This is a genomic window from Empedobacter sp. UBA5987 (assembly GCF_002429865.1).
Classification (GTDB): Bacteria; Bacteroidota; Bacteroidia; order Flavobacteriales; family Weeksellaceae; genus Empedobacter; species Empedobacter falsenii_B.
The window spans coordinates 18,293-33,019 of sequence record NZ_DJBB01000028.1; the positions used below are offsets into that span (position 1 = coordinate 18,293).

The window sequence follows — 14,727 nt, forward strand, 5'->3', positions numbered from 1 at the left end:
AAAAATGATTTACGAATTCAAAGGATATAAACCCGTTGTTCATCCAACAGCATTTATTCATCCGCAAGCTGTGGTGACAGGAAATGTGATTATTGGGAAAGATGTTTACATTGGTCCAGGTTGTGCGTTACGTGGTGATTGGGGACAAATTATTATCGAAGATAATTGCAATGTACAAGAAAATTGTACGATTCATATGTTTCCAGGAACAACAGTTCATTTAAAAGAAAAAGCGCATATCGGTCACGGCGCAATTATTCACGGCGCAACAATTGGTCGTAATTGTATGGTTGGGATGAATGCAGTTGTTATGGATAATGTTGTGGTAGAAGACGAATGTATTGTTGGTGCTTTAGCTTTTGTAAAGGCTGATACACATATTCCGACAAGAAGTGTTGTGGTTGGAAATCCTGCAAAAATCGTAAAACAAGTTTCGGATCAAATGATCGAATGGAAAGATCAAGGTACTCAACAATATATGCAATTACCAAGTGATTGTCATGATAGTTTAAAACCTTGTGAACCATTAACAGAAGTTCCAGATTATTATTACGAGTCAATGGCTTCGAATTATAAAACGTGGAATGAAAGTAAGTAAAACGATTTTCGAAATTCGAATTTCGTAAACGTATTAAAAACACAAACAACATAAAAATGGCTAAACAATTAGAAAATTATGCTTTAGGACAATGGACAAAAGGTTCGTCTGAAGGGCAAATGTTATATAACGCCATCAATGGCGAAGAAATAGGAACTGCATCATCAGCTGGATTAGATTTCGGTGCGATGATGGATTATGCACGTACAGTTGGTGGACCAGTTTTACGTAAAATGACGTTCCAAGAAAGAGGTTTAATGTTGAAAAAATTAGCCTTATACTTAATGGATCGTAAAGAAGAATTTTACACGGTTTCTTGGGCAACAGGTGCAACACGTGCAGATTCTTGGGTTGATATTGAAGGAGGAATTGGAAACTTATTTGCCAATGCATCTTTACGACGTCAATTCGGAGATCAACCATTTTATGTTGAAGGAGAAACGCATAAAATCTCTAAAAACGGAACATTCTTAGGTACACATATTTTAACACCAAAACGAGGTGTTGCAATACATATCAATGCATTCAACTTTCCAGTTTGGGGAATGTTAGAAAAAGTTGCGGTTAATTTATTGGCTGGAGTTCCAGCTATTGTAAAACCTGCGACAATTACATCTTTCTTAACGGAAACTGTTGTTCGCGCAATCATCGAATCTGGAATTTTACCTGACGGTGCTTTACAATTAATCACAGGTTCAGCAAACGGAATTTTAGATAATGTAGAGTCAGAAGATGTTGTGACATTTACAGGTTCTGCTTGGACAGGACAAATGTTAAAAGCACATCCAAGAATTACTTCAGAAGGTGTTCCATTCAACTTAGAAGCAGATTCTTTAAATGCTTGTGTTTTAGGAGAAGATGTACAAGTTGGCTCACCAGAATTTGATATTTTCATTAAAGAGGTTACACGTGAAATAACAACTAAAGCAGGACAAAAATGTACAGCGGTTCGTCGTGCATTGGTGCCAGCTCATTTGGTTGAGGATGTTCAAATTGCTTTAGGACAACGTTTAGCAACGACTACAATTGGAGATCCAAATGTGGAAGGTGTTCGTATGGGAGCTTTAGCGGGAGCAGCGCAAGTAAAAGAAGTTCGTGAGAAAGTAGAAGAATTAGCTAAAACACAAGAAATTATTTTTGGAAACTTAGATAATTTCGAAGTAAAAGGTGCTGATAAAAACAAAGGTTCTTTCATTTCTCCAATTTTATTCTTCAACAACGATCCATTCAATAAAACGGACGTTCACAATATCGAAGCTTTTGGACCAGTTTCTACGATTATTCCTTACAATGGAACTGCCGAAGCAATTGAGTTAGTGCGTATGGGGAAAGGATCGTTAGTGTGTTCTATTGTTACTGCTGATAATGATATTGCGACTGAATTCGTATTAAATGCAGGTTCATTACATGGGCGTATTGTTATTTTAGATGCTGAATGTATCAAAGAATCGACAGGTCACGGATCACCACTTCCTTTATTAGTTCACGGAGGTCCAGGTCGTGCAGGAGGAGGAGAAGAAATGGGAGGAAAACGTGGTGTATTACACTATATGCAACGTACAGCAATCCAAGGTTCTCCAAATAAATTGACGGCAGTTACGCAACAATATCAATACGGAGCAGATTATATTGAAGAAGATAAACATCCATTTGCGAAGCATTTCGAAGAAGTAAAAGTTGGTGATACATTAATCACAGCAAAACATACGATTCAACAATCAGATATTAATGCATTTGCAGCTTTATCTGGTGATAATTTCTATGCACACGTTGACGCAACTTCTTTAGAAGGAACTATTTTTGAGCGTAATGTTGCTCACGGGTACTATTTATTGTCTAAAGCGGCAGGTTTATTTGTTTTAGCGAAAAAAGGTCCAGTTTTATTAAACTATGGTTTAGATGAATGTCGTTTTGTGAAGCCTGTATATCCAGGTTCTACAATTGGAGTGCGTTTTACGTGTAAAGAAAAAATCGATCAAGAGAAAAAAGATGAAAACGATGTGGCAAAAGGAATTGTTCGTTGGTTAGTTGATATTTACGACGAAACGGGAGAAACAGTTGGTATTGCAACAATTTTAACAATGGTTAAAAAATTAAATCAAGATTAATTTATTTAGATAATGTGATAATTCGTTAATTAGCTAATAATTTTCAAATTATCTCATTAACATATATTCAAATTAGAAATGAAAGCTTACGTAAAATCAGATATACAAAACGGAATTGGTACAATTGAATTCTTTCATCCACAAAGTAATTCAATGCCAGGTTCTCAATTAAGAAACTTAGCATCTGAAATCGAGAAATTAGGAAACGATGACGAAGTAAAAGTTATTGTTTTGAGAAGTGCTGGAGACAGAACATTCTGTGCTGGTGCATCTTTTGACGAATTAATTTCAATCAAAGATCGTGAAACTGGTCTAGAATTTTTCTCTGGATTTGCATACGTTATTAATGCGATTAGAAAAGCAACAAAATTCGTTTTAGCACGTATTCAAGGTAAAGCAGTTGGTGGTGGCGTTGGAATTGCATCGGCAGCAGATTATACTTTTGCAACAGAATTTGCGTCTGTAAAGTTATCAGAATTGGCTGTAGGTATCGGACCTTTTGTTGTTGGACCAGCAGTTGAACGTAAAGTTGGAAATTCTGCTTTTACACAAATGGCGATTAATGCAACTGAATTCCAAACAGCAGAATGGGCAAAAGAAAAAGGTTTATACGCAGATGTTTTTGAAACTATTGAGGAAATGGATGCTTCTATCAATTCTTTAGCTACTAAGTTAGCTAACTCTAATCCAGAAGCAATGAAACATTTGAAACGTGTTGCGTGGGAAGGAACAGAAAATTGGGATGAGTTATTAATCGAGCGTGCAAAAATTTCGGGTGAATTAGTTTTATCAGAATTTACGATTAACGCGATTAACAAATTCAAAGCAAAATAAGAATACAATATAGTTTATAAAAAAATCCACTTCATTTGAAGTGGATTTTTTATCTTAAAATAATTTAGATTTTGCAATTGTTGTTTTTAAATTTGCAGTATGGGAGTAGCTGAATTATTATTAAAACGTAAACAAGAATTAATCGAAAAGAACAAAACAGAAGGTTTAGCTTTTCGAGAAGAATATAAATTAAAAGAAGGTGTAACCGAAACTGATAGTGGATTATTGTATGAAGTAATCACATTGGGAGAAGGAGTGAAACCAATTTTGTCCGATACCGTTTTATGCCATTATCATGGAACAAATATCAATGGAGAAGTTTTTGATAGTTCGGCTCTACGCAAGAAACCTGCAGCTTTTCCTTTGGAAAATGTAATAAAAGGTTGGGCAGAAGGAGTACAATTAATGCCTATCGGAAGCAAATTTAGGTTCGTTGTAAAACCAGAAATTGGTTACAAAGACCGAGAAATTTCGAAAGAATTAGGTCCTTACTCTACTATGATTTTTGAAGTAGAGTTGATGGGGATTTTATAAAATATTAAAAAATAAAACCATTTCTAATGAAGTGGTTTTGTTTTTTAATATTTTCTCTATTTTTTCAATATTTCATCAAAAAATTCTTTCGAATCGTTATCAAACGTAGGTTTTTGTAACAATAATTGAGAAATTTTTACAATTTTATCAAAATCTTGTTGTGTAAAATATTCACCAAAATGTTCGTTGCAAAAATCACCAACATTTCCTAAAACGATATTCACTTCATCTTCGCTCAACTCACCTTTTTGTTTCCAACGTTCACGGAACAAACTTGCTGCTAAATAAGAAGAAATATCAATCAAATCATCAATCGAAATGTTAGATCCGTTTTTCAATTTTGCCATAATCAACGTATCCATATCGCGATAAATCACTTCTCGTATTGTCAAATCTTTATTTTCCATTCTTTGTATTCTTTCGCAAAATTAGAGATTAAAATTTGGTTCTACCTGAAATTTCATCAATTCTTTCGTTTTTGGATGTGTAAATTCCAAAGATTCTGCATGTAAATGTAAACGATTTGCTTTTTTTCCATATAAATCATCGCCAATAATTGGCGCATTTAGTCCCAAACGATGCGAAGCATGCATGCGCAATTGATGTGTACGACCAGTAATTGGATAAAAATAGACAAGCGTTTTATTGCTTTTTCTTGTAATGACTTCATATTTCGTTTGTGCCTTTTTTCCATGTTCATAACAAACCATTTGTCGTGGTCTATCGTCCAAATCGACACGCAAAGGCAAATCTATAAAACCATAATCGCGCTCAATATTTCCATCTAAAAGTGCAATGTAGCGTTTCTGAACTTTACGTTTAATGAATTGTTGTTGAAGAAGTTTATGACTTTCTTTATTTAACGCCAAAACAAGAATTCCAGAAGTTGACATATCCAAACGATGAACAATAATTGGACCTGTTGCCAATGGAAATTGATGTTTAATTCTAAGATAAACCGAATCTTTAATTTCAATTCCAGGAACCGAAAGAAACTCTTCTGGTTTATTGATAACAACCAGATCATCATCTTGATATAAAATTTCTAATTCTTCAACGGTAGAATTTTGCTTCAACAATAAGTTTTCATTCAGTTCAATTCCTTGCAACATATGTCCCAAAATAGGCTCACATTTTCCTGTACAAGCTGGATAAAATTGACCATGTTTTCTAACTTCAGACTTTGGCGAATCTCCCCACCAAAACTCAGCCATACAAATTGGTTCTAAATCATTTTGAAACGCATATTGCAATAATTTGGGTGCAGCACATTCTCCAGCAGCAGCTGGAGGTTGTTGAAAAACAGTGTTCGAAAAAATCTCTAATAATCCTTTTTCTTGCTTAAACTTATTCAAGAACTGATATTGATTAAATAATTGATTTTGAAGCGAATTAGATTTTGTTTTTCGTTCTTCTTTTAATGAATTGATTTCAGTCTCAAAAACATTTATTTTGTTTAATAAAAACTGTTTTTCAGCATCAAGTTTTTCACTCAAAACTCTGAATTCGTATTTATCGCGTAAACTTTGTTTGACTAAATCTTCTTCAAAACTCTGAAGTTCTTCTTGAGATAAAGTTGGAGAAATTGTTTCGCGTTGAAATTTTCGGTTTTTTTTATTTGATTTTAAAAGTTGTTTTCCTTCTTCAATTTTTAATTTAGAATTGATTTCAAATTGAATAAAATCTTCTTTAAGTTGTAGATAGTTTTGATTATTCTCTAATGATTCTAAAATACGATTGATTTCATTCAAACGTTCTTCTTGTTCTAAGAAAAAACCATTTTTATTCAACATATCAAAAACAGGTGGAACAAAAAGTTTGTGCTGATTAGTATTAGCTAATTTCCCCGAAACAGCTGCTAAATATCCGACTTCATTTTTTTTATTTCGAACAACTAAAACTCCAAACATTTTACCAATTGGAGTAGAAGATAGATCATTTTCTAAACCAAAATTATGTTCAAAATCGGTTTGAGTTTCCAAGTATTTTTTTAGCTCTTTACACGCTTGCTTCGCAATTTCAGTTGGTTCATAATAAAATGGATAATCAAACTTTTCGGGAAGTTCGTATGTTGTAATTGGTTGTTTAAAATATTGAAAATAACTGGACATTTGTTTCTTTAAAATCGATGCAAAGATACAATTTAAGGTATAAATTTAGAAAAGAATAGTTTTAAAATACCAAAAAAAAGCTTGATTTATCAAGCTCTTTTTTTAATCGTCTATCGTATCTTTTTTGATGATTTTCGTATTATTTGGTACTTTTCCGTATAAAAAGTCGAGGTATATTTTACTGTAAGAATTAAATAATTGAAGTAATTTGAAATAATTTACATCATTCAATTCTATTTTAGATTCGGTATTTGTTAATGCATTTTCAATGAAATCTCTGATTTTGAATTTCGGAATTTTTAAATCATTTGTGAAATAATCTTCACCAAAATAATTCTTAATTTTTGTAATTTTATCGTATTTATCTTCATAATCAAGCAATGCTTTTCGTTGTTTGGCTTTACCAGAAAAAACATCATAAATACGCCCAATATCCAATCTCGTCAACGTAATATCTCCACTCAAAAATCCAGCTTTCAACGAAGATGTGTCTTTTATAGGTTTGATATCAGGATTAACACCAAGACTTTTATAAAGTTTTGTTACAACATCAGCTTTTTTTCCATTTTTGACATCTTTTTCAAGAATTCCTGTCAATTTTTGACCAATATATGCGGTATTCAATTGAATTGTCTGCACAGCTAAATGCACTACAATTGTTTGTTTATTGAACAAATTTGGTCTTAAGATAATTAGTCGATTTTCGTACCAATCAGATTGTATTTTTAGCGTGTCATTTACTTTTGCTTGAATAAGAAAAGTTCCTGTAAAATTAGAAATTGTTGTATGATTTGTTCTCAGATTTGTAACGTAAACTCCTTCTGCTGTATCGTCAGAATCATCAATGATAATGTTTCCCTGAATCCATTTTTCTTGTGCGAAAATAAAATTCGACAACAGCAATATTAGAATGGTAAATAGTGATTTCAATTGTTCGTGATTATACGTTTAATTATTTGTACGAAGATAAGTCTTAATAAATTAGCATCAATTTTGTTAACGTTTATTGGCTAAATTTTAAAAATCTATTAAGAATTATTGATTTTTGTTTTGATTTAATTCATTCAAATAATCTTTCGCATAAGATTCTAAATCAATCATTATCGTACCAAATTGTCTGCTCAAAACTTTTTCTTGAAGCGGATAACGCGCATTAACATAATATAAAAATTCTTCTATTTTATATTCAGGAATTTGTAATTGATTTGTATAAAAATCTGTAGGATAATAATGTTTAACTTCTTGAACGAGAGAAAGTTTTGTTTCGTAATTACGTACACGACGTTGCTCACGATAAAATCCATTCATATGACCAATCAATCGAACAGGATTTAAAACATCCATTGGCTTGAATTTTGCAATATCTCTTTTAGGTTCTAAATCTCGTAAACGTTGATCAAGTCCCATTTTATCGTACAAATCTGTTTTATTATCCTTGTGATATTTAGGTTGTAAAGGGCCTTTACCAATTGTAGCACCACTCAATTCAATTGTTTCAATATCCAAATGTGCTTGTAAAAAACCTTTGTTGTAAATATTTTGATTGACTACAATTTTTCTTGGAATCAAAAAATCTGCTTCAAACAAAATTGTATCGCCAACATTTGCTTGGATAGAATAATAACCCGAAGAGCTTGTATATGTCTTACTTTCTGACGTCAGATTTTCTATACGAGCACCAGAAACTGAGGAAATATAATCGTTTCCTTCGTCTACAACCACAGAACCAGTAATCAACTTATTTTGTGCAAAGCTGATGAATGGAAATATAAATAGTGTGTATGTTAACCAATATCGCATGTTAGATTTAACCTTTTATTTTTTGTTTCATTTTCGACCAACGATAATTTCGGATGAATTTCTCTTGCTCTCGATTTACCATTTTTTTTGTACCATTGGTTTTAGCGTCAAAAAAACCTTTCAAATAATACAAAATATAAGTGGGTTTCTTTTTACGTAAAGCCAATTTTGTGCCAGCAATTAATGTAATCCAAAATCCGTAACCTAATGCATAGTAAGCTGCACCTTGTTTGTAAAGTGCCGATTTATTATAACTAGCACCAGTTGGTTTTAGATGTTTGATGTGTAAAGATTCGTCTGTAACAACTTTCCAACCATAATATTTACACAACAATTCGTCTACTGTATCCCAACCCATATGTGCGCGTAATCCACCAATTTTTTCGTAACAATTTTTTCGATATGCTTTAAATGCACCACGAATATGGTCTTTATCTGTCAGATTTTCAAGAATCCATTTTCCGTCTTTGTCAATATACGCAAAACCACCAACCATTGCAATATCTTCATCTTGATTAAAATGAGTTAAAATAGTCTCAAAATAATTGGACGGAATATCTAAATCTGCATCCAATTTAACAATAATATCATAATTAGGATCAATGATTTCGTAACCTTTTAAAAAAGCTTGTATCACTTTGCTTCCTGGTTGATGTTCACCTTTTGATAATATATTTCTTAATTTGATGAACGGATATTTTGTTGTAAATTCTTCTACAATTTGTTGCGTTTTATCGGTTGAATGATCATTTACAACAATCACTTCATAGGGCAAAACAGTTTGATTAACGAGAGAATTTAGCGTAATCGCAATAAAATCTTCTTCGTTATGTGCAGGTATAACAATAGAGTATTTAGTAAGTAAAGTCTTTTTTTCGTTCTGCGTAGACAGCATAATATCTTGGTGTAATTCTTCTTAATAAGGGTCTTATTCCCAGTTTGTTTGATGGATGCGTCCATTTGTGACGATGTATCACATTCCATCCAGCTTTTTCCATTAACATGTCAAATTGCCAATCTTCAAATTCGTGATAATGTACATCTCGCGCATCATTTTGATTACGATAAGCAGGTGAAAACCACAAACGCATCGGAATTGAAGCTAATAATTTATCTCCAGGCAAATTTCTTAGCACTTCCATTGGATTTACCAAATGTTCTAAAATTTCTAAAGCCGTTACAAAGTTAGCATCATAATTTTGCAAATCCTTATAATAATAGTCCAAATCGTCGCCATTTGTATTTTTTACATCAAAACCATTTTCCAACATCACATCTGTAAAAGGATTTTTGATTCCTAAATCAAGAATTTTATCAGTAGGTTGAGCAAATTGTTTCAGCAAAGCTAAGGTTTCATTGTATCTTTTTTGTGGATATATTTTGTACATTGTGTTAGTTGTTTTCGGATGATAAATTTAATCATCTATTTTAATATTGCTCGTTTCTATTTTAAATTTTTTTATTGCAAATTTGCCAGATGAAAACGATTGGATATTATCGATTACGAAACAAAAATAAAGTAGAAGGTTTTGCGAAGGAGATAGATGGAGTGACCTATTTTAAAGGTTATAACGAGTTTTCTTGGCACGAAAATGCTTTACAATTTGATACCATAGATATTGGAATAGATATATTGGATAAACGAAATCGACGATTATTTACCAATGATATTGTGTTGTATAAAGTTTCTAAAAAACCATTCTTGCGTACAGGTTTTGTCGTTTACGAACCAAAATTGAAAGAATTTGGAATCGTAGACCAACAAAGTTTTCATTTTACACCTTTCTATGTTGAAGGTTTGTGTTTATTCGATCATGATAAACTAGAAGTAATTTCTCATTTATTTACGAAGAAAGAGGTTTCTAAGTAAGTTTAACGAGATTTTTCCATTAATTAAATTTGAAAGAAAGCAAAATTGACTGTACATTTGGATCGTGAAACTATGGGCAACTAAAATTTTAATTTTTTTTTATATAACGACTTCAACTCAATTTTGTCAGTTATATAAATTTCCAGTGTTTATTTCTCATTTTATTGAACATGATAAAGGAGGAGATTTTTTGGATGAAATGAAAACTTTTTTAGTTCATCATTATGGAGGACATGAGGTTGATGCGGATTGGGAAACTGACCAAAAATTACCTTTCATGAAAGTTGAGTTTGTTCATATCGACTTTTTTTTCTCTCCTATAAAACTCTTTGATGTTTTACACTTAGATAAAGAAATTTCTACCACTTCAATCAAAATATTTGATGAAGATTTTTTACATACTTATTATTTAGATTCTATCTGGCAACCGCCAAAACAAGCGTGATTTTTTTTAGATTTATGATAGATTGATTCTTTCAATTTATCCAATTTCAGCTATTTACAACTTGTATTTAGCACATTTTTAATCTATACAATTTTACGATGTTAAATAAAATTATTGATTTTTCAATCAAGAATAAATTTATCGTGGGTTTGTTTACGTTGGCTTTGTTGATATTTGGTATTTACGATGCGACAAAATTACCCATTGATGCACAACCTGATATTACATCTAATCAGGTTCAAATTATCACTGTAGCGCCTTCTTTTAGTGCAGAAGATATTGAGCGTTTAGTGACTTTTCCTATCGAACAAGCTAATTCTAATATTGGCGGGATTACCGAAATTCGTAGTTTTTCTCGTTTTGGATTATCATTGGTAACCATTGTTTTTGATGACAATACAGATGTTTATTGGGCGCGACAACAAGTAAGTGAACGGTTGATTCAGGTTCAAAATGAGATTCCAGAAGGTATTGGTGAACCACAACTTGGTCCAATTTCGACAGGGTTAGGGGAAATCTATCAATATGTTGTTCGTCCTGCCGAAGGTTACGAAGATCAATATGATGAAACTGAATTAAGAACAATTCAAGACTGGATTGTTCGTCGTCAACTTTTAGGCGTTCCTGGTGTGGCAGATGTGAGTAGTTTCGGAGGAAAATTGAAGCAATACGAAATTGCAATTGATCCTCAACGTTTACAATCTTTTAGTCTGACAATTAATGATTTATTTGATGCACTGAGTGAGAATAATCAAAATACAGGTGGAGCTTATATCGAAAAAGGTCCTACTTCTTTATTCATCCGTTCTGAAGGTTTAATTGGTAAAATAGAAGATATCGAAAATATTTTGGTCAAACGTTCGCAAAGTGGAACACCTATTTTATTGAGAGATGTTGCAGATGTAAAAACTGGTTTTGCTACACGCTATGGTGCAATGACATATAACGATACAGGTGAAGTTTCTGGTGCAATTGTTATGATGTTGAAAGGAGCGAATAGTAACGAAGTGGTTAAGAATGTACAACAACGTATCGAAGAGATCAAAAAGACGTTACCTGATGGAGTTGTTATTGAACCTTTCTTAGACCGTAAAAAAATGGTTGACAATACTATTCATACGGTTGAAACGAATTTACTTGAAGGAGCCTTAATCGTTGTCTTTATTTTGGTACTTTTCTTAGGTAATTTACGTGCTGGTTTTATTGTAGCTTCTGTCATTCCTCTGGCCTTATTATTCGCGATTATTATGATGAATATTTTTGGTGTAGGTGGAAACTTGATGAGTTTAGGCGCATTAGATTTTGGATTGATTGTCGATGGTGCTGTGATTATTGTAGAAGCGGCGATGCATCAGTTAGCACACAACAAAAAATTTGGGTTGAAGAATAAATTAACGCAAACTGAAATGGATCAAACAGTTGGTTCTTCAGCTAAAAAAATGGTGAATTCGGCTGTTTTTGGTCAAATTATTATTCTAATCGTTTATTTACCAATTTTTACTTTACAAGGAATAGAAGGAAAGATGTTCAAACCAATGGCGCAAACAGTTGCTTTTGCTCTGATTGGTGCATTTATTCTTTCGTTGACTTATGTTCCGATGATGACTACTTTATTCTTAAGTAAAAAGAAGAAAGTCAAACCAAATTTATCGGATCGTGTAATGGCTAAAATTGAGATTTTCCATCAGAAATATTTAATCAAAGCCTTAAAAGTTCGTACTATTATTCTAGCTGTTGTACTTTCACTTTTCACTATTGCTGTTTTTGTGATGTCTCGTTTAGGTGGAGAATTTATTCCTGCCTTAGAAGAAGGAGATTTTGCTGTAGAAGCGCGTATTTTACCAGGAAGTAATATTACGACAACAATAGAATACACAAATAAGGCAGCTAAAATACTGAAAGATCGTTTCCCTGAAGTTGAAATGGTTGTCACGAAAATTGGGAGTGGAGAGATTCCTACCGAGCCAATGCCAATGGATGCAGGAGATATGATTATTGTTTTGAAACCTAAAAAAGAATGGACTTCTGCCACAACTTTTCCAGAATTATCGGATAAAATGAGTAAAGCTTTGGAAGATGTTCCAGGACTTTCAACGGGATTTCAATTTCCTGTTCAGATGCGTTTTAATGAATTAATGACAGGAGCACGACAAGATGTGGTGGTGAAAATATTTGGTGAAAATTTAGATAGTTTAGCCAATAATGCAGAGAAATTAGGAAAAATAATCAATACTGTAAAAGGAGCGCAAGATTTGTATATCGAACCAATTAATGGAATTCCACAAGTTGTGATTGAATTTGATCGTGCTTTATTAGCGCAATATGGATTGAGTATTGGAGAAGCAAATCGAATTATTAATATGGCTTTTGCAGGACAATCTACTGGAATGGTTTTCGAAGGTGAAAAACGTTTTGATATGGTGGTTCGTTTAGCAGAAGACAAACGCGAGAATATCGAAGATATTCGAAATTTATTGATTCCTACTGCTTCTGGAATTCAGATTCCATTGAATCAATTAGCAAAAGTAGATTATAAAAATACGCCAAATCAAATTCAGCGCGAAGATGCAAAACGTAGAATTGTTGTTGGATTTAACGTAAAAGGACGCGACATAGAAAGTGTTGTACAAGAATTACAACAAAAAGTTGATGCTCAAATAAAACTTCCTACAGGTTATTATACAACCTATGGTGGAGCTTTCGAAAATTTGAATCATGCTAAAGCTCGTTTAGGTATCGCTGTTCCAGTCGCCTTGGTTTTGATTTTTGTCTTGTTATTTTTTGCATTCAAATCAATCAAAGAAAGTTTATTAATTTATACAGCCATTCCGCTTTCTTCAATCGGTGGAATACTATTCTTAGCTGCGCGAGATATGCCTTTTAGTATTAGTGCTGGAGTTGGATTTATCGCACTTTTTGGAATTGCCGTTCTAAACGGAATTGTATTAATATCAGAATACAATCGTCTACGTGATAACGGAATTAAAAATACAACTCGAATTGTTATTATGGGAACACGAACTCGTCTTCGTCCCGTTCTAATGACAGCTGCCGTAGCCTCTTTAGGTTTCTTACCAATGGCTCTTAGTAATGGTTCGGGCGCAGAAGTTCAACGTCCATTAGCAACTGTTGTTATTGGAGGATTAATGGGCGCGACTTTCCTTACTTTATTTGTTTTACCAATTTTATATGTTATGTTCGAAAATATTCATTTTAAAAAGAAATCAACTCGTCATAAATCAATTCCTACAGCTATTTTATTAGTTCTAGCTTTGTTTGGAACAACTGCTAATGCGCAAGAACGTATGAGTTTTGATGAAGTTGTCAAGTTAGCTGACGCGAATAACCTCGAAATTAAACAAGCAGAATTGACTACTGTTTATCACGAGAAAAATGTGTTTGCCAATCGTTCGCTTTCACCTTTAGATATAGCTGCGGAATTTGGACAAGTGAATTCAGGTGAATTTGATAACAAGTTTACTATTTCGCAATCGTTTCAATTTCCTGTGGTTTTTAAACGTCAAAAAGCTTTGAACGAACAAATGATCAGTACTTCTAAAGCAAATGAACAATTGACGAAAGTTGAAATTAAACAACGATTAGCTAATCTGTATGTCAATATGCAAAATACAGAATATCAACAAGATTTATTGAAAGAAAATGAATTGATTTACCAAGAGTTTTTGAAGAAAGCAAATTTACGTTTGAAGAAAGGTGAATCAAACCGAAGTGAGGTTTCAACGGCTATTATTCAGTTGAAATCGATTCAAAATCAATTGAAATTAGTCGAAAATGAATTAGAAAATGAATCAAGACAAATTCAATTTTTAACCAATTCATCATTCAAAATTTATCCAACAAAAGATGGTGTAAATTGGAGTGAAATTGCAGGATTATCTGTTTCAAATGTACATCCAATGTTAAAATTAGCTGAAGAAAATATTCAGACTTCTACTTTAGAAACTGAAGTTGAAAAATCGAAAAAAGTTCCAGTTTTAACAGTTGGATATTCAAATCAAAGCTTTTCTGACTTGGATCAAAATCGATACAATTCTTTTCAAGTAGGAGTTGGCTTACCTTTGTTTAATAGAGGAATTAATTCGTCAATTGAAGCCTCAAAAGTTAAAACTGATCTTGCAAAACAAGCGTATACTTTACAACAATCGAAGTTGCAACAAGATTTTGATGTTTTAAAAAATAAAGTAAACGCTTACGAAGAAATAGTAGGAGATTTTGAGCAAACTCAACTTCCTGCTGCGAATGATTTACAAAAAACAATTAATCGTCAATTACTAGAAGGAGAGATTAATTTTTTGGATTGGGTGATTCTGAATAATCAAATCATCGAAGTGAAAACAAAGTTTCTAGAAGCAAAGAATCTACGTAATCAGGCTTATGCCGCAATGACTTTTTATACTGCACAATAA

At 32.6% G+C, this 14,727-nt stretch carries 13 protein-coding genes; 7 read left to right on the forward strand and 6 right to left on the reverse strand.

The window, feature by feature from the left end:
• The first annotated feature begins 4 nt into the window (after positions 1-4).
• The 4 genes from B3J26_RS04505 (at position 5) to B3J26_RS04520 (ending at position 4,074) form a co-directional block, all read left to right on the forward strand.
• Entirely contained in the window at positions 5-598 is a 594-nt protein-coding gene (locus B3J26_RS04505) for a transferase hexapeptide repeat family protein (protein WP_219035117.1), read from the forward strand.
• Positions 599-654: 56 nt separating this feature from the next.
• Positions 655-2,706 (forward strand): phenylacetic acid degradation bifunctional protein PaaZ, encoded by a 2,052-nt coding sequence (gene paaZ, locus B3J26_RS04510; protein ID WP_291062447.1) that lies wholly within the window; start codon positions 655-657, stop codon positions 2,704-2,706.
• Between the two features lie 78 nt (positions 2,707-2,784).
• The gene (locus tag B3J26_RS04515; RefSeq protein ID WP_291062448.1) at positions 2,785-3,540 is read left to right on the forward strand and encodes an enoyl-CoA hydratase/isomerase family protein; all 756 of its coding nucleotides are present in this window, start codon (positions 2,785-2,787) and stop codon (positions 3,538-3,540) included.
• A gap of 99 nt (positions 3,541-3,639) precedes the next feature.
• Positions 3,640-4,074, forward strand: a complete 435-nt coding sequence (locus B3J26_RS04520) for an FKBP-type peptidyl-prolyl cis-trans isomerase (protein ID WP_291062450.1) — start codon at positions 3,640-3,642, stop codon at positions 4,072-4,074.
• 56 nt (positions 4,075-4,130) lie between these two features.
• On the opposite strand, the gene B3J26_RS04525 is transcribed toward B3J26_RS04520, so the two are convergent.
• The 6 genes from B3J26_RS04525 to B3J26_RS04550 form a co-directional block, all read right to left on the reverse strand.
• Positions 4,131-4,481 (reverse strand): hypothetical protein, encoded by a 351-nt coding sequence (locus B3J26_RS04525; RefSeq protein WP_291062452.1) that lies wholly within the window; start codon positions 4,479-4,481, stop codon positions 4,131-4,133.
• Positions 4,482-4,502: 21 nt separating this feature from the next.
• On the reverse strand, positions 4,503-6,185 hold the full coding sequence (locus B3J26_RS04530; protein WP_291073465.1) for an RluA family pseudouridine synthase: 1,683 nt from the start codon (positions 6,183-6,185) through the stop codon (positions 4,503-4,505).
• Positions 6,186-6,287: 102 nt separating this feature from the next.
• Positions 6,288-7,115, reverse strand: a complete 828-nt coding sequence (locus tag B3J26_RS04535) for a hypothetical protein (protein ID WP_260391969.1) — start codon at positions 7,113-7,115, stop codon at positions 6,288-6,290.
• Between the two features lie 105 nt (positions 7,116-7,220).
• A complete protein-coding gene (locus tag B3J26_RS04540) occupies positions 7,221-7,985 on the reverse strand; it encodes a hypothetical protein (RefSeq protein ID WP_291073468.1) in 765 nt (254 codons plus the stop codon).
• A 7-nt stretch (positions 7,986-7,992) separates the two neighbouring features.
• Positions 7,993-8,880 (reverse strand): glycosyltransferase, encoded by an 888-nt coding sequence (locus tag B3J26_RS04545; RefSeq protein WP_291073469.1) that lies wholly within the window; start codon positions 8,878-8,880, stop codon positions 7,993-7,995.
• Positions 8,840-9,373, reverse strand: coding sequence for a methyltransferase (locus tag B3J26_RS04550; protein WP_125349489.1), 534 nt, complete (start codon positions 9,371-9,373; stop codon positions 8,840-8,842). The genes B3J26_RS04545 and B3J26_RS04550 overlap by 41 nt, the downstream gene beginning before the upstream one ends.
• A gap of 89 nt (positions 9,374-9,462) precedes the next feature.
• Between B3J26_RS04550 and B3J26_RS04555 the strand changes: the two genes are divergently transcribed.
• The 3 genes from B3J26_RS04555 (at position 9,463) to B3J26_RS04565 (ending at position 14,727) form a co-directional block, all read left to right on the forward strand.
• Positions 9,463-9,855 (forward strand): hypothetical protein, encoded by a 393-nt coding sequence (locus B3J26_RS04555; RefSeq protein ID WP_125349490.1) that lies wholly within the window; start codon positions 9,463-9,465, stop codon positions 9,853-9,855.
• A 199-nt stretch (positions 9,856-10,054) separates the two neighbouring features.
• A complete protein-coding gene (locus B3J26_RS04560; protein WP_291073471.1) occupies positions 10,055-10,300 on the forward strand; it encodes a hypothetical protein in 246 nt (81 codons plus the stop codon).
• A 98-nt stretch (positions 10,301-10,398) separates the two neighbouring features.
• The gene (locus tag B3J26_RS04565; protein WP_291073473.1) at positions 10,399-14,727 is read left to right on the forward strand and encodes a CusA/CzcA family heavy metal efflux RND transporter; all 4,329 of its coding nucleotides are present in this window, start codon (positions 10,399-10,401) and stop codon (positions 14,725-14,727) included.